This window comes from Pseudomonas sp. FG1 (assembly GCF_034313875.1).
Classification (GTDB): domain Bacteria; phylum Pseudomonadota; class Gammaproteobacteria; order Pseudomonadales; family Pseudomonadaceae; genus Aquipseudomonas; species Aquipseudomonas veronii.
Map to the genome: position 1 here is coordinate 3,525,494 of NZ_JAVIWP010000001.1, position 22,195 is coordinate 3,547,688.

At 60.6% G+C, this 22,195-nt stretch carries 15 protein-coding genes; 10 read left to right on the plus strand and 5 right to left on the minus strand.

All coding sequences use genetic code 11. The features are described 5' to 3' along the window. Positions 1-65: 65 nt before the first annotated feature. From RGV59_RS16445 to RGV59_RS16455, 3 genes are all read left to right on the plus strand, one after another. Positions 66-689: a glutathione S-transferase family protein gene (locus tag RGV59_RS16445; RefSeq protein WP_126585826.1), complete on the plus strand. Its 624-nt coding sequence runs from the start codon at positions 66-68 to the stop codon at positions 687-689. Then, positions 686-1,921, plus strand: a complete 1,236-nt coding sequence (locus RGV59_RS16450) for a flavin monoamine oxidase family protein (protein WP_126585827.1) — start codon at positions 686-688, stop codon at positions 1,919-1,921. Before RGV59_RS16445 ends, RGV59_RS16450 begins: the two co-directional genes overlap by 4 nt. A 130-nt stretch (positions 1,922-2,051) precedes the next feature. After that, on the plus strand, positions 2,052-2,636 hold the full coding sequence (locus RGV59_RS16455; protein ID WP_102618826.1) for a DUF4174 domain-containing protein: 585 nt from the start codon (positions 2,052-2,054) through the stop codon (positions 2,634-2,636). Positions 2,637-2,639: 3 nt separating this feature from the next. Here the strand turns inward: RGV59_RS16455 and RGV59_RS16460 are convergent, their stop codons facing one another. Both RGV59_RS16460 and inhA read right to left on the minus strand, forming a co-directional pair. Next, positions 2,640-4,094 (minus strand): mannose-1-phosphate guanylyltransferase/mannose-6-phosphate isomerase, encoded by a 1,455-nt coding sequence (locus tag RGV59_RS16460; protein ID WP_126585828.1) that lies wholly within the window; start codon positions 4,092-4,094, stop codon positions 2,640-2,642. Positions 4,095-4,207: 113 nt separating this feature from the next. Beyond that, complete coding sequence (inhA, locus tag RGV59_RS16465; RefSeq protein ID WP_126585829.1) at positions 4,208-4,888, minus strand: isonitrile hydratase; 681 nt, start codon at positions 4,886-4,888, stop codon at positions 4,208-4,210. 89 nt (positions 4,889-4,977) lie between these two features. Here inhA and RGV59_RS16470 point away from each other — a divergent pair, with 89 nt between their 5' ends. After that, positions 4,978-5,946, plus strand: coding sequence for a GlxA family transcriptional regulator (locus RGV59_RS16470; RefSeq protein ID WP_017846926.1), 969 nt, complete (start codon positions 4,978-4,980; stop codon positions 5,944-5,946). Here RGV59_RS16470 and RGV59_RS16475 read toward each other — a convergent pair. The 3 genes from RGV59_RS16475 to RGV59_RS16485 all read right to left on the minus strand — a co-directional run bounded on the left by RGV59_RS16475 (position 5,943) and on the right by RGV59_RS16485 (position 9,919). Continuing rightward, the gene (locus tag RGV59_RS16475; protein ID WP_017846927.1) at positions 5,943-6,842 is read right to left on the minus strand and encodes an alpha/beta fold hydrolase; all 900 of its coding nucleotides are present in this window, start codon (positions 6,840-6,842) and stop codon (positions 5,943-5,945) included. The two genes, RGV59_RS16470 and RGV59_RS16475, sit on opposite strands and share 4 nt — an antisense overlap. Positions 6,843-6,997: 155 nt before the next feature. Beyond that, positions 6,998-8,821, minus strand: coding sequence for a glycoside hydrolase family 15 protein (locus tag RGV59_RS16480; protein ID WP_126585830.1), 1,824 nt, complete (start codon positions 8,819-8,821; stop codon positions 6,998-7,000). A 207-nt stretch (positions 8,822-9,028) separates the two neighbouring features. After that, positions 9,029-9,919 (minus strand): LysR family transcriptional regulator, encoded by an 891-nt coding sequence (locus tag RGV59_RS16485; RefSeq protein ID WP_017846929.1) that lies wholly within the window; start codon positions 9,917-9,919, stop codon positions 9,029-9,031. Positions 9,920-10,086: 167 nt separating this feature from the next. Here RGV59_RS16485 and RGV59_RS16490 point away from each other — a divergent pair, with 167 nt between their 5' ends. The 6 genes from RGV59_RS16490 to RGV59_RS16515 all read left to right on the plus strand — a co-directional run bounded on the left by RGV59_RS16490 (position 10,087) and on the right by RGV59_RS16515 (position 19,094). Continuing rightward, the gene (locus tag RGV59_RS16490; protein ID WP_026140015.1) at positions 10,087-11,169 is read left to right on the plus strand and encodes a 4-oxalomesaconate tautomerase; all 1,083 of its coding nucleotides are present in this window, start codon (positions 10,087-10,089) and stop codon (positions 11,167-11,169) included. 44 nt (positions 11,170-11,213) lie between these two features. Then, positions 11,214-12,545, plus strand: a complete 1,332-nt coding sequence (locus RGV59_RS16495) for a dicarboxylate/amino acid:cation symporter (RefSeq protein ID WP_026140016.1) — start codon at positions 11,214-11,216, stop codon at positions 12,543-12,545. A gap of 128 nt (positions 12,546-12,673) precedes the next feature. Further along, positions 12,674-13,978 (plus strand): CitMHS family transporter, encoded by a 1,305-nt coding sequence (locus RGV59_RS16500; RefSeq protein WP_017846932.1) that lies wholly within the window; start codon positions 12,674-12,676, stop codon positions 13,976-13,978. Between the two features lie 91 nt (positions 13,979-14,069). Beyond that, positions 14,070-15,323 carry an OprD family porin gene (locus RGV59_RS16505; RefSeq protein WP_017846933.1) on the plus strand — a complete coding sequence of 418 codons (1,254 nt, stop codon included), beginning with the start codon at positions 14,070-14,072 and terminating at the stop codon, positions 15,321-15,323. An 81-nt stretch (positions 15,324-15,404) separates the two neighbouring features. Then, the gene (locus RGV59_RS16510; protein WP_126585831.1) at positions 15,405-17,078 is read left to right on the plus strand and encodes a methyl-accepting chemotaxis protein; all 1,674 of its coding nucleotides are present in this window, start codon (positions 15,405-15,407) and stop codon (positions 17,076-17,078) included. Between the two features lie 324 nt (positions 17,079-17,402). Beyond that, positions 17,403-19,094 carry a ShlB/FhaC/HecB family hemolysin secretion/activation protein gene (locus tag RGV59_RS16515; protein WP_126585868.1) on the plus strand — a complete coding sequence of 564 codons (1,692 nt, stop codon included), beginning with the start codon at positions 17,403-17,405 and terminating at the stop codon, positions 19,092-19,094. Positions 19,095-22,195 lie beyond the last annotated feature (3,101 nt).

Below are 22,195 nucleotides of genomic sequence, written 5' to 3' on the forward strand. Positions count from 1 at the left end.
GTGGCTAAGCGGCTACGCTGTTGGCGTGCTCGGCAACTGCTACCTCACATTCAGGAGGAACCCCCATGTACACGCTCTACGGCACCGACGACTCCGGCTCATGCATGATTGAAATTGCCCTGCCGCGTTGCGCGGTGCCGTGGCATCGGGTGGACGCCAGCTCCTGGCAGGACGGCGAAGGCAGTGCAGCGCTCGCACGGATCAACCCGCTCAAACAGATCCCCACGTTGGTGACGCCCGACGGCCAGGTACTGACGGAAAGCGCGGCGATCCTGATCCACCTGGGCCTGGAATTCCCGGCCGCCAACCTGCTCACCGGCAACCGCGGCCAGATCCTTCGCGGCCTGGTGTACATCGCCGCCAATTGCTACTCGGCGATCGGCATCATCGACTACCCGCAACGCTGGCTGGGCAACGCCGATGAGGCGGCGCAAGCGCAATTGATCAGCGGCACGCGCGACTACCTGCACCAGGCCTGGAGGGTGTTCGCCGATCAGTTTGCCGACCAATTGTTCGCCCCCGACCAGCAGCCGAATGCCCTGGGCATCATGGCGGCGGCGGTGTCGCGCTGGGATGCGGCGCGAGAGGCGTTGCAAGCCTCGCGGCCGGCGTTCGCCCAGACCCTGGCCCGGGTGGACGCCGACCCGCTCGTCGCGCCGGTGTTCGCTCGGCATTGGCCGCAGCAATGACAGTGCCGCGTCCTGTCGCCTGGCACGTCACGCGCTGGTGCGACGACCCCTATAGCCAAGGTGCCTACAGCGCAATGTTGCCGGGAGGCGATGTCAGCCTGCGGCGCCTGCTCTCGACGCCGATTGATAATCGCCTGTTCCTCGCTGGCGAAGCCTTCAACCACGATCATTGCGCCATGACCCACAGCGCTTGGGACAGTGGCATCCGCGCGGCGAAGGCGGTGGCCGGCACCCGCGCCCGCAAGGTCATCGTTATCGGTGCCGGGTTTGCCGGCCTGAGTGCCGCACGTGCGTTGCAGGCGCAGGGTTTGGAGGTGCGCGTACTCGAGGCGCGCAGCCGCATCGGCGGGCGCGTGAACAGTGTGGCCCTGGGTGACCATACGGTGGATGCGGGGGCCGCCTGGTTGCAGCACTATGCCCTCAACCCGCTGGCCCGACGTGCCGAGCAGTTGGGCCTGGAGCGACGGCCTACCGATTTCTCGCAACCATTGGCTGCCGCGTGGGACGGCCCCGTACCTGACATCAATGGCGCGTATGAACGCTTGAAACAGGCCATTGATCGTCATCAACCCTTGGCGCAGGGCATCGATCAATACCTTGCGACCCTCAATGCCCCCGAACGCCGCGCTGCCCGCTATGCCATCGACGCTAACCTGATCCTCGAAGCCGGGTTGCCCCTGGACCAGTTGTCGACGCATACGCTCGACGAGGAGGGCGTTGGCCACGGCGACCAGTTTCTGCCTCAAGGCTATCGGCAATTACTGGAAGACGCCGCCAGCGGCCTGAATATCCACCTCAATCACCCCGTGCAGCACGTTGCCTGGGACGAGCACGGCGTGTGGGTCGATGCCCTCAATGCAGATGCCTGCATCTGTACGGTGCCGATACCGGTACTCAAACACCTGCACTTTACGCCAGGCTTGCCGACGGCTTACCGAGAGGCCCTGGCGTTTTTCACCATGGGCCGCCTGGAAAAGGTCGTGCTGCAATTCGACCAGCGCTGGTGGCCGGTTTCCCGCGATGGTTATCTGCGTTGGTACGATCACCCCGCCAATTGGGGGGAGTGGCTGGATTTGACCGATGCCGTGGGTGCGCCGCTGATTGCCGGGTTGATCGCCGGTGATGCGGTGGACCGGCACTATCGAGGCAAGCCTGACGAGCAGATCGCACTGCAAGCCTGCGAAAAACTTGCGGCCTGGGCCTGCGCAATCAAAGGAAACAATGACTGCTAGCACTCGTCACCCCTTGCGTAGCCGGCGTCCTGACCTACGCTTTCTCAAGGCGGTGTAGGAATCATCCTTGAATTTGGCTGTCGCAGACATGAAACTCAAGAACCCTGCATGGAATTCAAAGGAGGTACGCATGCTCATCCGGTCGCTGACCCTGGCTACCTTGATGGCTTTTACGGGGCCGTTGTTGGCTGCTGATGATATCAACCCGCTCAAGCAGGATTTGGGCAAGGCCCGGCCGCTGGTGGTGGTGGAGCTTGATTCCGGCAATGACACATTGGCCAAGCTCAAGAAACAGCTGGACGAGCCTGCCACCAAGCAGTCCTTTGAAGAGCGCGGCATGGTGTTGTACACCGTGAAGTTCGGCAGCATCGGTGCCGAAGGGGAGAAGTTCGCCAAGGACCCCAAGGACAACAAGAAGCTTGCCCCGCCTGAAACCAACGCGCTGATCCGCGCCCTCAAATTAGGCGCCGGCAGCGGCACCAAAGTGATCCTGGTCGGCAAGGACGGCGAGAAGAAAGTCGAGAAGACCGTGCCGCCGGATACCCTCAACGTGAGCGAGTTTTTCAGCGCCATCGACCAGATGCCGATGGCCGAGAAAGAAGCGGCTGCCGTTGCGGAACCCGAACCTGTCGCCCCCGCGCCAGGCAAGAACGCCAAGCCCGCCAAACCGGCGAAGCCCGGCAGCAAACCGGCCCCTCAGCCATTGGATGACTGAGGCTTATCCTTCGGCGGGCGCGCGCCCATAGATATCGTCGAAGCGCACAATGTCGTCTTCGCCCAGGTACTCGCCGCTCTGCACCTCGATCATCACCAGCTCGATGCTGCCGGGGTTGGTCAGGCGGTGTTTGTGCCCGGCCGGAATGTAGGTGGACTCGTTGGCGTTGATCAGCAATTCCCGCTCGCCATTGGTGATCTGCGCGGTACCGCTGACCACCACCCAGTGTTCGCTGCGGTGGTGATGCATCTGCAACGACAGTGACGCCAGCGGCTTGACCACAATGCGCTTGATCTTGAAGCGCGCACTTTCCTCCAGCACCGTGTAGGTGCCCCATGGCCGCGTCACCGTGCGGTGCAGGTTGTACGCCGGATGGTTCTGGCGCTTGAGCTCGGCCACGATGTGGCGCACATCCTGGCTGCGGTGGGCATCGGCGATCAGCAGGGCGTCGGCGGTGTCGACGATGATCAGGTCGCGCACGCCCACCACGCCCAATACCCGCCTGGGCGAGTCGATGTAGCAGTTGTGGACGTCATGCAGAATCGCTTCGCCATTGACCTGATTGCCCTGGGCATCGCTGGGGGTGAGCTGGCGCAGGGTTTCCCAGGAGCCGATATCGCTCCAGCCGATATCGCAGGGCACCACGGCCACCTGCGTGGACTTCTCCATCAGCGCCACGTCGATGGACAGGTCCGGCGCGCCGCCGAAGCCATCGGCATCCAGTTCGCGCTGGCGCGAGGTCGTATTCTGCAGGCTCTGGCTGTGCGCCAGCGCGGCCTTGGCGGCCGTCAGCACCTGCGGGGCGTGGGTGGTCAGCTCGTTCACCAGGGTGCTGGCCTTGAAGCAGAATATGCCGGCGTTCCACAGGTGCTGGCCGCCGTCGAGATAGCCTTGCGCGGTGGCCAGGTCGGGTTTTTCGACAAAGCGTTTGACCCGGTTTCCCGCACTCAATGCGGCGCCTTGTTCGATGTAGCCGAAGCCGGTTTCCGGGCGATCAGGCTCAATACCGAAGGTCACCAGGTAGCCGGCTGCGGCCAGCTCGCGGGCCTGGCGCACGGCCGCGGCGAACGCGCTTTCATTGAGGATCAAGTGGTCGGCGGGCATCACCAGCAACGGTGCGTCGTCGCCGAAGTGCTCCAGCACATGCAGCGCCGCCACCGCCATCGCCGCTGCCGTGTTGCGGCCGAAGGGCTCCAGCAACAAGTCCAGGGGCAGGCGGGCTGTGTTCACCAGGCGGTAGTCATCCAGCGTGCGAAACAGCAGGTCACGGTTGGTGACCGTCAGCACGTTTTCCACCCCGGGCAGGCGGCTGGCGCGCAGGAAGGTTTTCTGCAGCAGGCTCTGGCCATCGCGCATACGCATGAACGGCTTGGGCATGTTTTGCCGGGAGACTGGCCACAGTCGGGTACCCGAACCGCCGGAAATGATGCAGGGAATTAATCCGTCGTGGGTATTCATCAATAAACTTCTTGGGGGGGAAGGGCAGCCCGCGCTTCGGAATCGAGCTTCGTCGCAATCGCGCTGCCCCGTATCATCGGCGACCCGCCGCGCAGCGGCAACTGCGACGCGTATCAACCCAGGCGCGCTGCCGCCCGCGCAGTGATTTCTACGCGGACCTTGCGCGACTCGGCCGTGCGTTTGTTGGCCTCTTCCAGCACGGCCTTCGGCGCGGTATCCGGCCGGCCGGCATTGAACGGTGGCGCCGGGGCGTATTCGATCTGCAACTGCACCAATTGCGCTGTTGCTTCGTCGTACAGCTCAGCGGCCAGGGTCAGGGCGAAGTCGATCCCCGCAGTGATCCCGCCGCCGGTGAGCAGGTTGCCGTCCCGCACCACGCGCGCCTGAACCGGAATGGCGCCGAGCGGGGCGAGCAGGTCGTGATAGGCCCAATGGGTGGTGGCCTTGCGCCCGCGCAGCAAACCGGCCGCACCGAGCACCAGCGAACCGGTGCATACCGAGGTGACATAACGCGCGGTGAGCGCCTGGGCCCTGAGGAAGTCGAGGGTCTGCGGGTCTTCCATCAACGGGCCGACGCCGCTGCCGCCAGGGACGCAGAGCACATCCAGGTGTGGGCAATCGGCGTAGGTCATGGTCGGCGTGAACACCAGCCCGGTGCTGGAGGTAACCGGCGAAAGGTCTTTCCACACCAGGTGCAACTTCACATCCGGTAGCGAGCCCAAGACGTCATAGGGGCCGGTGAGGTCCAGTTGCTGGATGCCGGGGAACAACAGAAAACCGATCTGCAAGGTCATGAATGAAGCTCCGATAAGGGGTGGACGGTTTCACTCTAGAGGCCTAGGCTTTGGCGAATACGCCATTGAACCCACGAATCACGCCAAACATGCCGCGCATCATTCATGTACTCGCTTTTGATAATGCCCAAGTGCTCGACGTGACCGGGCCCTTGCAGGTGTTCGCCTCGGCCAACGACCTTGCGCGCCAGCGCGGTGCGCCGTTGCCCTACGCGGTTTCGGTGATCGCCGCCCAGGCGGCGCCGGTGATGACCTCCGCCGGCCTGGCGCTGGTGGCCGAGCCGTTGCCCGCCGTCGACACGCCTTGCGACACCCTGCTCATCGCCGGCGGCTGGGGTGTCTATGGCGCCGCCGAAGACCTGGCGCTGGTGGACTGGGTGCGCGAAAAAGCCCGGCACACCCGGCGCATGGCCTCGGTGTGTACCGGGGCTTTTCTGCTGGCGGCCAGTGGTTTGCTCGACGGCTGTCGCGTGGCGACGCACTGGACACGCTGTGAAGAGCTGGCGCGCAAGTTCCCGGCGCTGACGGTGGAGGCCAACCCGATTTTCATCCAGCAGGGCACCGTGTGGACGTCGGCCGGTGTAACCGCCGGGATCGACCTGTGCCTGGCCTTGGTGGAACAAGACCTGGGCCGCGCCGTGGCCCTGGAAGTCGCGCGGCACCTGGTGGTCTTCCTCAAACGCCCCGGTGGCCAATCGCAGTTCAGCGTGACCTTGTCATTGCAAAAAGGCGACAGCCGCTTTGCCGAGTTGCACGCGTGGATCGCGGAGCACCTGACCCTCGACCTGACCCTCGCCACCCTGGCCGCCCAGGCCGGCATGAGCGAGCGCAGCTTCGTGCGTCACTACCGCGCCGAAACCGGCCAGACCCCCGCGCGCGCGGTTGAGCTGATCCGCGTCGAAACCGCCCGCCGGCAACTGGCGGACAGCAGCACATCGATCAAACGCATCGCCGTGCAGTGCGGGTTCGGTTGTGAAGAGACCTTGCGGCGCAGCTTCCTGCGGGTCTTGTCAGTCACGCCGCAGGCTTATCGCGAGCGCTTTTCGCCAGCGGCCTAGGCGAGCAATTCCAGGAGTGCCTCAAGGGTCGCTTGCGGCGCTTCCTGAGGGATATTGTGGCCGACGCCGGGCAACACCTGCCGCCGATAGAAGCCGCTGAAGTGCTGCGCGTCGTCATCCTCCAGCGGCGGCGGGCCCACGCCATCATCGGCGCCGCACAGCGAAATCGTCGGCACCGCGATCGGCGGTTGCAGCGCCAGTGCCTGTTCGATGGGCGCCAGTGCGGGATCGCCCGGTGCATACATGAAGCGGTGACGGTAGGAATGAATCACCACGTCGACAAAGTCCGGGTTATCGAACGATGGCGCGCTCTGGCCATAGAGGCTGGGGCCTGCCGTCCAGGAGGGCGACCACAGTGACCACAGCAATTGGCAAAACGCCCGGCGATTGGCGGTCAACCCATCCACGCCACGCTGGGTGTGGAAATAGTACTGGTACCACAACCGATGCTCCGTCTCTGGCGGCCTGGGCTCGAGCGACTTGGCAATGTCCTGGATGTTGTAGCCGTCCCCGCTCACCAACCCGCGCACGCGCTCCGGCCACAGTGCCGCGACAATACAGGCGGCACGCCCACCCCAGTCGTAGCCCGCCAGGGTGGCCCGCGGGATACACAGCGCATCCATGAACTCCAGCAGGTCCTTGGCCAACGCGGCCTGTTGCCCGGAGCGCATCACCTGCGCGTTGATAAACCGCGTCGGGCCATAACCACGCAGGTACGGCACCCACACCCGACAGCCGCGCTCGGCCAGGGCCGGGGCGATATCGTCATAGCCGCGAGGGTCGTAGGGGAAACCGTGCAGCAGGATCACCGGTTCACCGTCGACGGGGCCGTGGGCTTCATACGCCACATCGAGCATCGAGGTGCGTACATAAAACAGCGCAGGGGCGATGGGCATGATGGGCTCCTATCGGTTGGGCGATGACTGCCGATGACACTACCGCCGATCCATTAACGCCACAAGGCTGAGAGGGTCGAGGGCCAAGAGTGTCCGGCATTCCGGTCGCCCGACCCTCCGTCATCGCGGCCTCGCTGACCCTCGACGGGTGGCGTTCAAGGCTGCCACACCGTCTTCGCGCCGCTCAACTTGCGATCCAGAAACGTTGCCGCGCTGATCAGTGCCAAATGGCTCAACGCCTGCGGCGTATTGCCCAGGTGGCGCGCCTGGTTGTCGAACTCTTCGGCGTACAACCCCAGCGGGTTGGCGTAGCGCAGCAACTGCTCAAACTCCAGATGCGCCTTTTCGACCTGCCCGGCGCGGGCCAGGCATTCGACGTACCAGAACGAGCAGGCGGCAAACGCGCCTTCGGTGCCTGGCAGGCCGTCGATCCGGCTGTCGTCGTTGCGATAGCGATAGACCATGCCGTCGCGCACCAGGCTTTTCTGGATCGCTGCCAGCGTCGAGAGCCAGCGCGGGTCGGTGGCGGCGACGAAGCGCATCAGCGGCATGAGCAGCATCGAACCGTCCAGCGCGGTGCTGCCGGTATGCTGCACAAAGTGCCCGCGTTCTTCGTTCCAGAAATTGCCCCAGATATCCGCGTAGATCGCCTGGCGCGTCTGGTCCCAGCGCGCGAACGGCGCCGGCAGCGAGCGTTTGGACGCCAGGCGGATCGCACGGTCCAGCGCCACCCAGCACATCAGCCGCGAGTGCAGGAAGTGATGCTGCTCGCCACGCATTTCCCAGATACCCACGTCTTTGCGGTTCCAGATATCACAGACCTGATCCGCGAGTTCGACCGTGTGTTTCCAGCCGTCGTGGGAAATGGCTTCGCCGTATTTGTTGACCAGATAAATCGCGTCCATCAACTCGCCGTAGATGTCCAGTTGGACCTGGTCGAACGCCTCATTGCCGATACGCACCGGCGTCGCGCCGCCATGCCCGCGCAAGTGCGTCAGCTGAGTTTCGGGCAGTTGCTGGCGGCCGTCGATGCCATACAGGATGTTGATCTTGACGGGCTGGTCGCTGCAGTCGCTGACGCGCTCTCTGAGCCAACGCATGTAGTGGTTGGCTTCGTCGACAAAACCCAGGCGCATGAACGCGTAGACCGTGAACGAGGCGTCACGGATCCAGGTGTAACGGTAGTCCCAGTTGCGCTCGCCGCCGGGCGATTCGGGCAGGCCGAAGGTGGCGGCGGCGATGATTGCGCCATGTTTGCGCGAGGTCAAAAGCTTCAAGGCCAGGGCCGAGCGGTTGACCATTTCGCGCCAGCGCCCGCGGTAGTTCGATTGCGCGATCCAGCCGCGCCAGAACGCCAGGGTGTGCGTCAACGCCAGGTCGGTGCAGCTGCTGTCGACGCGCGGGTCGTCCTGCCCGCCGAGGACGAATTCGGCGCCTTCCTCCTGGGTCAGGACGAAGCTGGCCACTGCGGCGTTGTCTTCGACCTGCAGTGCGTGGCTGCTCGACAAGCGCAGAGCGGGCTGGCCGTGGGCGGCGAAACACACCGTGCCGTTGTCGAGGCTGGCATGGGTGGGCGCGCGCGCATAGTCATGACGCACGGCGCAGCGCAGGTGGATCGTCACCTGGCCGCTGACCGCACGCACGCGGCGAATCAACAGGGGCAGGTCGTCTTCCTCACCGATGGTCAACAGGTCAGTGATCTCCACCACGGCGTCATCGCTGAGCCAGCGGGTCTGCAGCACGTTGGTGTCGGGCAGGTAGATCTGTTCGCGGCGGGCGTTGGGCAGGTCTGGCGTGAGCTGGAAAATGCCGGCGTCGGGCGTGTCGAGCAGCGCGCAGAAGATCGACGGGCTGTCGAATTCCGGCCAGCAGAAAAAGTCGACGCTGCCCTTGTCGTTCACCAGGGCGGCGCTGCGCATGTCGCCGATGATGCCGTGGGCGTCGATGGCGCTCTGTGGCTCGTGCTTGAAATCAACCATTGCCGCCCCCGGTCACCAGGGCTACTTGTTGCTGCCGCGAGAGATGCATCCGTTACCCACCGTTGAGTTGCGTTCAGTTAGCTGACTGGCGGGGCAGGGCACAAGTTCACCGAAAAACACCACAACTTGGCTGGCGCTCGCGGCTTGAGCGCGCTCTTTATGAGCGCGCTCGCGGTAAATGACACACCGCTCGCCAGCAGAACCCATTCACTTCTCCCATTGCTCAAGCAGAATCGAAACAAATTTCTCCGCCGCTGGAGATAACGAGGCTCCGCGGCGGTAAACCAGTCCCAATGAACGGTTCACAATGGGCTCTATCAACGGGATGCTGACCAGCGTCGGATGATCCACGGCAGGCATCGCCAGGCTCGGCACGGCCGAGACACCGAGGCCGGCTTCCACCAGGCCCAGCGACGTCGAAAGGTGTTGCACCTCATAGAACCACTGCGGGCGCCAGCTCAAGCCCGATAACGCATGATCGAGCAACATCCGGTTGCCGCTCAGGCGTCCGACGCCGATCAAGCGGTAATTGCTGAGTTCAGACCAGGTCACCGCGCTACGTTCCGCCAGTTCATGATCGCGTCGACACGCCAATACAAAAGGCTCGTCGACCAATGGCACAAATTCTATGTCGGGGTGCTGGCCGCTCATCATGTTGATGCCGAAGTCGGCTTCTCCGCGCAGCACGGCCTCCAGGCCTTCGTTGGCGCTGAGATCGAGCAGGCGGATACGGATTTGCGGATAGCGCTCGTTGTAGAGGCGGATGACCGAAGGCAGGAAGTAGAAGGCTGCGGTCGGGATGCAGGCAAGGGTGACCCGTCCGCTCTGTCGCTCTGCCAGCTCTCGGATGTTGAGTATCGAGTCGTCGAAGTCGTCCAGCAGGCGGCGTGCCTTGGGTAGAAAGTCCCGACCAACGCTCGTGAGACTCACCCTTCTGGTGGTGCGATCGAGAAGAGCGGTCCCCAAGCCTTCCTCCAGTTTTTTCATCCTCCGGCTCAGCGCCGGCTGGGACAGGTGCAATGCATCGGCAGCCTCGTGGAAGCTCCCGAGTTCGGCGATTTTCACGAACGATCGTATGTCATTTAGCTCATATTGCATTTTTTATAACTCGATGGAAGAGGGCGGCGGCGTTCAATCATCCTAAGTTTGTCATTCGCTAAACGCAATAATCGGGCTGATATTTGCATTGGAAACATTTTTCAAAGCCTGCGACTCTTGCCTCAAGAGCATTAATCAACCCGATTGATCAATAAGAGTCAGTGGTCATGCAACGAATTCCTTGTGTGCTTATGCGCGGCGGTACGTCCAAGGGGCCAGTATTTCTCGCCTGGGACCTGCCTGATGCGATCGAACAGCGTGATGAGCTGCTGCTCAACCTGATGGGCTCCGGCCATGAGCTGGAAATTGACGGCATTGGCGGTGGGAGCCCGCAAACCAGCAAGGTCGCCATCGTCAGCCCATCGCTGCACCCGGACGCGGATGTCGACTATTTGTTCGTGCAGGTGATGGTCTCCCAGCGTCGAGTCGATACCGCGCCCAATTGCGGCAATATGCTTTGCGCCGTTGGCCCGTTTGCGGTCGAGCAGGGGCTGGTCAAGGCGTCTAAAGGCCTGACGCGTGTGCGTATTCGCAACCTCAACACGGGGACGTTTGTGAACGCAGACGTACACACTCCCGAGGGGACCGTCAGCTACGAAGGCGACACCGCCATTGATGGCGTGCCGGGGACTGCCGCTCCCGTGCAGCTGACCTTCCTGGATGCCGCGGGCAGCAAAACCGGTAAGCTGTTCCCGACGGGGCAGACTCAGGACCTGATCGACGGTGTCCCGATGACCTGCATCGACATGGCGATGCCGATGATGATCATCGAGGCTGGCCAATTGGGTAAACGTGGGGATGAAAGCCCTGCTGAACTGGATGCCGACAAAGCCTTCCTGGGGCGCCTGGAGTCTCTGCGGCTGCAAGCCGGCCTGGCCATGGGTTTGGGCGACGTCAGTGATAAAGTGATCCCCAAGCCCGTACTGGTGTCGCCGGCCAAGGCGGGCGGCACCCTTCAGGTGCGCTATTTCATGCCGCACAACTGCCACCGGGCACTGGCGATTACCGGCTCTATCGGCTTGGCCACCGCGTGCGTCAGTGAAGGCAGCGTGATTGCTCAATTGCTTGGCGGGGTGAGTGAGCCGCGCTTGAAACACGTTCGAATTGAACATCCCAGTGGCGCAATAGACGTTGTACTGTCCTACACCGGGGCTCAGGGTGAGACAATTCGCGCTTCGGTAGTGCGAACATCGCGCAGGCTGTTCTCCGGTTTTGTCTACGCCGCGGCTTCCCAACGACTTGCCGGATAACGTCCTTTAGTCATTGTCGTTTCTGCATCAGCACAATTCTAAAAATGGGTGATGCCATGAAGTTTGTAAAATCGCTCTACGTCCAGATTCTCTTCGCCGTGCTGTTGGGCGTGCTGGTCGGGCATTTCTGGTCACAACAGGCCATAGCCTTGAAGCCGCTGGGTGATGCCTTCATCAAGCTGATCAAGATGATGATCGCTCCCGTGGTGTTCTGCACCATCGTCACCGGAATCGCCGGCATGAGCGACAAGCGCTCCCTCGGGCGTTTGTTGAGCAAGACCATGTTGCTGTTCCTGGGCCTGACCGTGATCAGCCTGATCATCGGCCTGGTGGCGGTCTATCTGTTCAAGCCCGGTGTGGGCATGAACATCGACCCTACCCAGTTGAGCACCAAGGGGCTGTCGCACTACACCGATTCTGCGGCGAAGCTGGGCGTGGTCGAGTTTTTCATGCACATCATCCCCGACACGTTCATCGGTGCTTTCAATAAAGGTGAGGTGCTGCCGGTTCTATTCATTGCGGTGCTGTGCGGGTTTGCGCTTTCGGCCATTGGCGAGCGCGGCAAGCCGGTACTGGATGTACTGGAATCCGCTTCGCACATGGTCTTCAAGATCTTCTCCTACCTGATGCGCTTTGCGCCGATCGGTGCCTTTGGTGCCTTGGCGTTCACGGTCGGGCAGTACGGCATTACCTCGTTGGGCTCGTTGGCCAAGCTGATCATGACGCTGTACATCGCCTGCGCATTCTTCGTGTTTGTGGTGCTGGGGAGCATTTGCCGCGCGCATGGCTTCAGTCTGTGGAAGTTGCTGCGCTACTTGCGCGAAGAGTTCCTGGTGGTCCTCGGCACGTCGTCCACCGAGCCGGTAATGCCGCGGATGTTGGAAAAACTCCAGGCCCTGGGTTGCAACAAAGGCGTGGTCGGGCTGGTGCTGCCCACGGGTTACTCGTTCAACCTCGACGGTACGGCGATCTACCTCTCGCTGGCGGCGGTGTTCATTGCCCAGGCCTGCAACATCGACCTGAGCCTGACCCAGACCGTGACCATGCTGGCAATCATGCTGCTGTCCTCGAAAGGCGCCGCCGGTGTCACCGGCTCCGGTTTTGTCGCACTGGCGTCAACGTTGACGGTCATTCACGACATTCCCTTGGCCGGCCTTGCCTTGCTGATCGGTATCGACCGCTTCATGTCGGAAGCCCGGGCCTTGACCAGCCTGGCCAGCAATGCGGTGGCGACTGTGGTGATGTCCCTCTCGGAAAATGCCTGCGATCGCGAAGTACTGATGCGCACGCTGGACGGCAAACCTTCCCCCATTGCCATCTCGGCCCAGGCCCAGAACCCGGACTGGGATGGTGTGACGGTCACGGACCGCGTCTGACCGGTCGCGGCTGCGCCCAGACACCTTAAACACCTCAATAAACACTCCCCGCCAGGCACAACTGGCGGGCGCGGAGTCGTGCGCCTGTGCGTCGGCCCCGTTACTTATAAGAACAAGAGAACTGACTTATGCTCGCATTACTTGGCTTGGCCATGGTGGTGGTTTTCACCTTCCTGATAATGACTAAACGGCTGTCGCCGATTGTCGCCCTGACGCTGGTTCCGATAGTGTTTGCCGTGATTGGCGGTTTCGGCGGCACTACCGGCAAGATGATGCTCGACGGCTTGAAAATGGTCGCACCGTCGGCCGCGCTCCTGCTGTTCGCGATCCTGTTTTTCGGCTTGATGATCGACGCCGGCCTGTTTGACCCGCTGATTCGCAAGATCCTCAAGCGCGTCAACGGCGACCCGATGAAAATCGCTGTCGGCACCGCGTTGCTTTCGCTGGTGGTGGCATTGGACGGTGACGGCACCACCACCTACATGATCACCTGCGCAGCCATGCTTCCGCTGTATAAGCGCATCGGCATGAACCCGATGATTCTGGCGACCATTTCCATGCTTTCGCTGAGCATCATGAGCGGCATGACCCCCTGGGGAGGGCCCGCGACCCGCGCGATTGCGGCACTGGGCCTGGATGCCGGGGCCTACTTCGTACCCTTGCTGCCGACCATGATCGGCGGCGCGATGTGGGTGGTGTTCACCGCGTTCCTGCTGGGCCGCGCCGAGCGCAAGCGCATCGGTAACATTCAATTGGAGAGCGGCGGCGGTAACTGCTACATCAACGCAATACTCGAGGACACGCCGCACAAGCGCCCGAAACTGGCCTACGTCAACCTGCTGCTGGTCATCGCGGTGATGGTCGCGCTGGTGATGGGGATCATGCATTCCGCGATCCTGTTCCTGATCGGGTTCGTCCTGGCGCTGATGATCAACTATCCGCAACTGGACATTCAGAAGGAACGCATCCTTGCCCATTCGGGCAACGCCATGACGGTCGTATTGTTGGTGTTTGCCGCCGGCATCTTTGCCGGGATTTTCTCTGGCACGAAGATGGTCGATTCTCTCGCGCAGACACTGGTTGACTGGATTCCACCGTCCTGGGGGCACCTGTTCCCGCTGGTCGTGGCCGTTACCAGCATGCCGCTGACGTTCGTCCTGTCCAACGATGCCTACTACTTCGGCGTGGTGCCTATCCTGGCCAACGCCGCCGCGGCCTACGGCATTGATCCGCTGGAGATCGCCCGCGCATCGATTCTGGGGCAACCGGTGCATCTGATGAGCCCGTTGGTCGCCTCGACCCTGTTGTTGGTCGGGATGGTCGATCGCGACATCGGCGATTTCCAGAAAGCCACCGTCAAGTGGGCCGTGCTCACCTCATTGGTCATCACGGCGCTGGCTTTGTTGACCGGGGCGATCAGTCTCTTCACCTGATTCAACCCAACCTCCTGTTTTTCACCGACGCGCCTCACCCGCGAGGCGCGCGATCTCCTGCACGCCAAATAACAACAATGAGTAGTTTGCTATGAACACTGTACATACCCAACGGGTGCTGTTTTCACTGCTTGGTTTGTTGCCGCTGGCCAGTGCCAGCGCCGAAGGATTTATCGATGACAGCAAGCTCAAGCTGCAATTGCGCAACGTCTATTTCAATGAAAACTTTCGCGACGAGCATGGCTTGAGTGCCCGATCGGCCAGGACCGCCAAGAGCGAACGCACCGAATGGGCCCAGGGATTCCTGCTGGATTACCAGTCGGGATTCACCCCAGGTACCGTTGGGTTTGGGGTGGATGCCCTGGGCCTGCTCGGGGTCAAGCTCGACTCTGGACGTGGCCGCAGCGGTACAGGCTTGTTGCCGGTTCACGCTGACGGGCGTGCGGCCGACGAGTTCGCCAGCCTGGGCATGACCGCCAAGGCCCGACTGGCCAAGACCACGCTCAAATACGGGACCTTGCTGCCCAAGACACCGGTACTGATCTACAACGATGCGCGTCTGATGCCGCAAACCTACCAAGGCGCACAGATCAATAGCCTCGACATCGAGAACCTCAGCCTCACCGGAGGCCACCTCGATCGATTCAAGCTGCGTGACTCCACCGACAGCATGCCGATTGTGCCCGACGGCTATAGCGGCGCTGAATCCGGGGACTTCAGTTATGCCGGCGGAGAATACAAGCTGGGGAAAAACATTCGCCTGAGTTATTTCTACGGCGAACTGGAGAACTTCTACCGGCAGCATTTTGCCGGCATCCAGCACGATCTACCCTTGGGCGGCGGCGTGCTGACCAGTGATTTGCGCTACTTCAACAGTGTCGATAGCGGCTCTGCCTACGGCGGCAAGATCGATAACAACATGCTCAGTGGGCAACTGTCCTACGCCATTTCCGGGCATACCTTCGGTGGCGGGTATCAGACCCTCAGCGGGGATGCCGGGTTGCCATACATCAGTGGCGCGACCGTCTATTCGTTCAGCAACGCCGGTATCGGTAAGTTCATCGAAGAGGACGAGAAGACCTGGATGCTCAACTACGGCTTCAACTTCGCCGCCCTGGGTGTCCCCGGCCTGACCTTTTTCACGCGCTACCTGAGCGGTAACGACGGTAAGTCCAACACCACGGTCAAGGAATGGGAACGCGATGCCGAACTGGCCTACGTGGTGCAGCAAGGCACCTTCAAAGGCCTGGGAGTGAAGCTGCGCAACTACGTCTACCGCTCGGATTTCTCCCGTGGTCGTGACAGTAATCGGATCTACTTCACCTACGACATCGCGCTCTGGTGATCCACTGCTCGCGGCCACGCGACATTCGCGGGCCGCTTTTGCATCGGCGGCTTCATAGGATCGGGGTGAAGGAATTAAATGATGTCGTTCAAAACCAAAATACTGTTGCTGACCTTATTGCCGGTGCTGTTGTTTGCGCTGGTTTTAGGGTTGAGCGCGCGCAGCACGTTGCAGGCCCAGGCCGAGCAGGAAGTCGCACAGACCCGTGAGCGGCTGCTCGAGGAAAGCCGCACCCGACTCAAGGATTACGCGAGCATCGCTCAGACGTCCATCACCGAACTGTATGAGCGGGCGTCTGCCGGGGACCTTTCCGGCCGAGCCTTGGCAATCAGCCGACTGTCCAACGTGAAGTATGGCGATGACGGGTATTTCATCGGCTATGACAGTCAGGTCGTGCGCCTGTTTCGCGGTGACAGCAGCGAAGGCGTCGGCACCAACATGAGTGATCGCAAAGACATCAACGGGAAGTACCTGAACCGCGAGATGGTCGAAGCGGCCAAAAACCAAACGCACTTCGTCACCTATTCGGGTGGGGTCGTCAACACCGATAAGGTGGTGCCCAAGCTCGCTTACAGTTTCTATTTGCCCAAGTGGGACATGGTTGTCGTCACCGCGGTCAATCTGGACAGCATTGAAACCCAGGTCGCCAACGTGCGGGCCGATGTCGAGCTGCGCATACACCACTTGATGCTCAGCATTGCGCTTATCGCTGCCGCGCTGATCGGCATCATCGGGGCACTCGCGCTTCTGCTGGTCAAGCGCAGCTTACGGCCCTTGACCTTGATCCGCGCTCACCTCGATGAAATCGCCGCGGGCGAGGGGGATCTGACGCGGCGGCTGCCGCTTGTGAGTCGCGACGAACTGGGGCAACTGGCCGGTTCGTTCAATGCCTTTATCGAAAAGATTCACAGCCTGGTCAGCCAGATCGTCGCGATGAGCGAACAGTTGACCGGGTCTGTCAGCCATGTGGCCGAGCAGAGCCGGCAGATTGACCGGGCCATGGATCGGCAGCGCCTGGAAACCGACCAAGTGGCTGCGGCGATAAACCAGATGTCGTCGGCGGCGCAGGAAGTCTCGGCCAGCGCGCACAATGCGGCAAACGCAGCGGTCGAGACCGACAGGCAGTCCCGTCACGCCAGGCAGATCGTCAACGGCAGTATTGCGCGCATTCAGGCACTGACGGTGGAGCTGGATGAGAGTGGCCTGTCGATGCAGAATCTGCAAAACGACGTGACGTCTATCGTCACCGTGCTGGACGTCATTCGTTCGATTGCCGAACAGACCAACCTTTTAGCCCTCAATGCAGCCATCGAAGCCGCGCGTGCCGGTGCGGCCGGGCGCGGGTTTGCCGTGGTTGCCGATGAAGTGAGGGCGTTAGCCAGTCGCACTCAGCGCAGTACCCAGGAAATCCAAGCGATGGTCGAGCGTCTGGAGAGCGCTACCGGCGGGGTGGTCACGGCCATGCACCAATCCACCGAAGCCGCCCAGGGCGCTAACGCCGAGGCCGACCAGGCGGGTGAGTTTCTGGGCAACACGGTCGAGCTGATCGCCACGATCAATGCAATGAACGCGCAAATCGCAAGTGCCGCGGAGGAGCAAACCGCGGTGGCTGAAGAGATCAACCGCGGAGTGCATCAGATCGCACGCGCCATCGACGCAGTTGCCAACCAGACGCAGCAGGGCGTCCAGACCGTCGATGAGTTGTATACGATCGGCAGCCGCCTGCAAGGCTTGCTGGGGCAATTCAAAATCTGAGGCTGCCCTGCAGGGGACGATAGGGTGGCCTGCATCCACATCATGCGTGATCACTTTCTCACGCAATAATGTAAATCATGAGAAAAGGCCCTTCTCTTAAGAAAAATCACGCTTGTGTGAATTCCTATAAATTCATTGTTATCAAATACTTATATTTCTTTGTAATGGTATTCAGTTGGTTAGCCAAAAAAATGGCTTGTAGCATGTTGTAAAAGTTTCATGTTTGACAAATTGACGCCAATACATTGTCAGAATAGCATTCCCGGAAATGATGGCTCTTAGCCATCCTTCATTGGGGTGTTTATGTACGGCTCAAAACTCAGGATGAGTGCCTTTGGGGTACTGGCGTTGGCGGGGGTTGCTGCCTCATTCATGGCTGAAGCTGCATCCAATCCCGGCGACACCGACCTGATTCGCGACCGTCAGGACCGCCTCCTCGAAGAACAACGCCAGCGCCTCGACCAACTCAAGGAATTACCCGGCAAAACCCCATCAGCGGTGGCGCCTGCAGCCCCGGTTGACAGTCGTTGTTTCCTAATCAAGACCATCGAACTCACGGGGGCAGACGCGCTTTCCGCCGGCGAACGCGAACGCCTGCTGGCACCCTATATTGGCCAATGCCTGGGCGTAGCGCAGCTCAATGCTCTGCTTAAAGTCATCACCGAGCGCTACATCGAAAAAGGCCTGGTCACCAGCCGTGCCTATTTGCCGCAACAGGATCTGTCCAGCGGCATCTTGAAGGTCCAAGTGGTGGAAGGCCGGCTCGAAGGCTTGAAGGGCGCCGATGGCAGTGGCTTTTCCGAGCGCCAGTTGGCCCAGGTGTTTCCGGGCAGGTCGGGGGAGTTGCTCAACCTGCGGGAAATCGAGCAGATGGTTGATCAGCTCAACCGCCTGCCATCGAACCAGGCGCAGATGGAACTGGCGCCGGGCAAGGAAGTTGGCGGCAGCGAAGTATTGGTCAGGAACACCCCGCAAAAGCCCTGGCGTGCCGGTTTGTCCTACGGCAACGACGGCCAGCGCAGCACCGGTCGCCAACAGGCGGGTACGAGCTTGGACTGGGACAACCCGCTGGGGCTGTCCGATCAACTCTCCCTGCGCGCCGGGCACGATGTGGTCAGTGATACCAGCAAGAATTCGCGTAACGCGATGCTCAATTACAACCTGCCGTTCGGTTGGTGGAACCTCACCTACAGCTACAACGAAAGTGAATACCGCTCCCTGGCCCAAGCCAACGGTTTCAGCTTCAAGCAAAGCGGCGACAGCCAGAACCACCAACTACGTCTTGAGCGTGTGATCTATCGCGATGCCGTGAGCAAAACCTCGCTGAGCAGTGGCGTGTCGTACCTCAGCACCCACAACTACATCGAAGACAGCAAGCTGGCGCTGAGCAGCAACCGCATCAGCGAAGCCCAGTTCGGCATCAACCATGGCCGGCGCATCGGCGGGGGTTTTCTCAACGTCGACCTGGGCATGCAAGACGGTATCGGCGCCTTCGATGCCCAAAGCAATCGTGACGTCAAAGCCGGCCAGCCCGACGCGCGCTACCGCAAATACACCGCCACCCTCAGCTATTTGCAGCCGTTCAAGCTGGGCGATGAGTCATTCAGTTTCAGCAGCCTGATGACCGGGCAACACAGTGAAGACGTGCTGTTCAGCCCACAACGCACCAGCCTTGGCGGTCTGTCGTCGATTCGCGGCTACCAGGACCAGTCCCTCACCGGTGACAGCGGTGGTTACTGGCGCAACGACCTGCGCTGGACACGCCCGGTGACCTGGAACTGGATGCACACCGTGTTTGCCGAGTACGGCAGCAGCATTGGCTATGACCAGGGCGTGATCAGCCACGGGCGGTACAACCCTGACCAGCACGGGCGCATGACCAGTGACGCGCTGGAGTTGTTTGCCCGCGGCCCCAACGTGGCCGCCACCGTGACCTTTGCGCACTCCCTGGAACGACCCGACGCGATCACCGAGCGTGAGGCGCCGATCTATTTCCGTCTGGATTTCTTCCTCTAACTTTTTCGCCTTTGTGCATCCGGAACGGCATGAATGCCAATTCACGCGCTGCGCGCCGCTGCGGCTAAACGCATCATTCCTGTTACCCAGCGCAGGTTAGCGCCGTCGTCCGCCATATTCGCGCTGTTGCCGCTGGCGTTATCGTCGTCAATGCCCCAGCACCACTGCTTCCAGCATGCTGCGTTATGTCATCGCCATCACCTTTCGATAACGGCCGCTCCCTGCCAGATTCACAGCTACAACGTCAGCGCGCAGACTGATCCTCAACAACACGGTCACAAAAGTACAACAGGCAGGATCAACCGCTGGCAACTGTTCACAGGCAGTACTAGCACCATCCCTAACTTTGAAGTCTTGTGACCCCAATGATTCTTCCCCCAAGTGTGGGGCCAGTGGCCTTGGTCCTTGTGCCCACGTTGACTGCAATGGCCCAGCTTCCTCCGCCACCCGCAGACAGCACTCGTCCCCGTCAGGCTGTGTTCAACTCCTTAAAGATCAGCTGCTCCTAGGTGGATGGGCCAGTGTCATCAGTTCCAGCAACGTGGGTCTGGGCCTGGCCAACGTGACCAGTTCAAATCCTTCTTGCCTTTGGCCTAATTGCAGTTGGGTATAAGCTGATGATGTTCTCGTTCACAATGACGTGGACACTCCTTCTCAGACCACACTACTGACTGCTGGACCTGGCAGGTGCCCACTGTGCTGCTCATCAGTTCATTCATTTTTCTTGGGCGGGATCTTGCTGTTGATCCGTGCGTTGAGGCTGGGCGGCCGTCAGTGCTTGCAACAACCTCAGTGTGGTGTTAGTCATCAGGATCAACTGTGTTTTATTCAGACCGACCTCACTGGCCATTACATTGAATCATGACCTTCAGCCTGAGCCAAGGCTGGTGTAACTGGTGGATCAGTCATTGGGACGGCCTGAGCCTTTGTTTCTTCTTGGCTAGCTGTGTGCCTCCGCCGGACGCGCTCCGCCTCGGCCAGCCACCAGCGGCTATTGAGCTGGGCATCAATGCTGATATGGCCACATTCTGTGATGTGCACCAGTACCTGGGCTTCCTCGACCTTTGTTGCTTCATCATCATGGCCAGCCCAGCTGGTTGGGCAGGCTGCTGTTCATCCGCTGGCACCCTCTTCAGACATCAGGCACGGTCAGGTCCAGTCAAGTCGATGCTGGAATCAGTTCAGTTAATCAGCTTGTGGCCAGTTGTGGCCATCAGTTCTCTTCCTTTCAGTGGGCCTGTGGGCCTTCCTTTCAGTCTCACTAGCCCCAGTGGTCTTCCTCTGCTGAATGAGCTCAGATGTGTGGTCAACCTGGTTGCATCCTCTGAATCTTGTTCCCATTCAGTATCTGACTGGTGTGTTCAATTTATCTTTTAATATGCATGAATAAATCAGTGAGCTGGTGCTGGCCAGTAGGCCTGGTGCAACTCTGCAGGCACCCTGGACCTTGCAGCTAAGGAGGCACTTTTAATAAGGCTGTGTGCCTGGCCAGGTCAACTGCTCATTCTTGGCCAGTCTCCAAGTGGGGCTTTGTCCTGAACAGCCAATGTAATGGCAGCTGGTTTCTACATTTATGACACGGAGCCTGATCTCTGCTGACCTGCTGGACTGACATAACTGAACATGCTGTGTGGGTATGACCCTCAAGTTCTCAACACAGTGCTGTACTCAATTTGAAATTTTAAATTTTGCTTTTATCCGCCTTAATAACTGGAGATGGCACAGGCCTGGCTCCTCATGATCAGGCCCCCAATAGTGAGATCACTCATTCTCGAACAACAGTACCAGGTGATTCTGCCGCGTTCCAGTCACTGTCAGCATGTGGATAATGCTGGCCAGTGCTTCTTCAGTCCGATGCGGGCGCCAGCCTCGTCTGTGGCTGCTCACCTTCTGGGCTGGCACCTGATCCTTTGCCAGGGCCGGTCTGCTCAGTCATTGGGCAGCGTCAGCTAATCCTTTGGCCGGGGATCAATTACCTGGTTCTTCTGGCCAGCCTCCGACAGCATAGCCAATCACCTTTGGGCGTTGTTGGTGCCGCCACCCAGGCCCAAGCTCGGGGCTGCACGGTCTCACCCCAGGCACTGGGTGCTGGGCACCAGCCTCAGCCGCGTCAGCCTCCCTCAGTGCAGGCGCTGTGTGCAGGTCAGCAGTGAGGCTGGGATCGCCCTGCTGGTGATCTCTTGCCATTCTGATCCTGTGGGCTGGATGATCAGGCCAGGCGGTGCAGTGGCCTAGGCCCAGGCCGCCTCTGTGCTGGGGCTGTGGTGTCACCAGGAGCACCTGGTGACCGTGTTGGCCAGGCTGGCGAACTCCTGATCGCCTCAAGCAACCAGCCTTGGCCCAGCTGTGGCTGGAATATGAGCCATCTCAGCTAGGCACAGCCTGCAACCTCGCACTCCTGGCATTCTTGTGAGCCGCCCGCCAGCCTAGGAGTAGCTTCTGAGACTGGTGCATGTCTTGAGCCAGCATTGCTGCCCATTCAATGGATCAGGACAACCACTGTGGCTGAAGTCTCAATTCTTGACTGGCCGCCTCCAGGCTGGTCAATAGCCAGGCGTTCACCCTCGCCCAGCCTTTTTTTTCTGTGGCCGCCAGTGCCTCCGTCCTTGGCTCCAAGGCATCCTCAAGCAGGCCGCCCACCGTCTTTATCTTTGAGTAGCTGGACCTTGTTCCAGCTGCGTGGCATTGTCTCGGCCATTATCGTGCGTCAGACTATGCTGACAGGCGTGAGCCACAGCAGCCAGCCTTTCACCACGCTGCCTAGAATGTTGCTTCTAGTCAACATTCAGGCACCTTCCGCCGTGCCCGGCCTTGGCCTCCCTAGCCAAGTGGAATCCTTGTAGGCACAGCTGGCTTCCTCCTTTCCATGAGGTTGGGTACAATGGCACCAACATCCAGATAACAATTCTTGCCAATTCTGCCTTCTCGACATGTGTGGCACAAGTGCCTGTCCGTCCTAGTGTGACAGACAACCAGACTGGTGGCTGTGCTTTTAAGTCTCAGCCTCCTTCCTTAATGACTATGCTGCTTCCATGCTCTAGCCTCAGTAACTCAGAACTTTTTCGCCTTCTCCTTCGTTCTTGCCAGCATTGAAGACCCCT

Excerpts from the sequence above, each read along its gene's own strand:
- RGV59_RS16445 (WP_126585826.1), top strand. The coding sequence starts at position 66 with ATGTACACGCTCTACGGCACCGACGACTCCGGCTCATGCATGATTGAA.
- RGV59_RS16450 (WP_126585827.1), top strand. The coding sequence starts at position 686 with ATGACAGTGCCGCGTCCTGTCGCCTGGCACGTCACGCGCTGGTGCGAC.
- RGV59_RS16455 (WP_102618826.1), top strand. The coding sequence starts at position 2,052 with ATGCTCATCCGGTCGCTGACCCTGGCTACCTTGATGGCTTTTACGGGG.
- RGV59_RS16460 (WP_126585828.1), bottom strand. The coding sequence starts at position 4,094 with ATGAATACCCACGACGGATTAATTCCCTGCATCATTTCCGGCGGTTCG.
- inhA (WP_126585829.1), bottom strand. The coding sequence starts at position 4,888 with ATGACCTTGCAGATCGGTTTTCTGTTGTTCCCCGGCATCCAGCAACTG.
- RGV59_RS16470 (WP_017846926.1), top strand. The coding sequence starts at position 4,978 with ATGCCGCGCATCATTCATGTACTCGCTTTTGATAATGCCCAAGTGCTC.
- RGV59_RS16475 (WP_017846927.1), bottom strand. The coding sequence starts at position 6,842 with ATGCCCATCGCCCCTGCGCTGTTTTATGTACGCACCTCGATGCTCGAT.
- RGV59_RS16480 (WP_126585830.1), bottom strand. The coding sequence starts at position 8,821 with ATGGTTGATTTCAAGCACGAGCCACAGAGCGCCATCGACGCCCACGGC.
- RGV59_RS16485 (WP_017846929.1), bottom strand. The coding sequence starts at position 9,919 with ATGCAATATGAGCTAAATGACATACGATCGTTCGTGAAAATCGCCGAA.
- RGV59_RS16490 (WP_026140015.1), top strand. The coding sequence starts at position 10,087 with ATGCAACGAATTCCTTGTGTGCTTATGCGCGGCGGTACGTCCAAGGGG.
- RGV59_RS16495 (WP_026140016.1), top strand. The coding sequence starts at position 11,214 with ATGGGTGATGCCATGAAGTTTGTAAAATCGCTCTACGTCCAGATTCTC.
- RGV59_RS16500 (WP_017846932.1), top strand. The coding sequence starts at position 12,674 with ATGCTCGCATTACTTGGCTTGGCCATGGTGGTGGTTTTCACCTTCCTG.
- RGV59_RS16505 (WP_017846933.1), top strand. The coding sequence starts at position 14,070 with ATGAACACTGTACATACCCAACGGGTGCTGTTTTCACTGCTTGGTTTG.
- RGV59_RS16510 (WP_126585831.1), top strand. The coding sequence starts at position 15,405 with ATGTCGTTCAAAACCAAAATACTGTTGCTGACCTTATTGCCGGTGCTG.
- RGV59_RS16515 (WP_126585868.1), top strand. The coding sequence starts at position 17,403 with ATGAGTGCCTTTGGGGTACTGGCGTTGGCGGGGGTTGCTGCCTCATTC.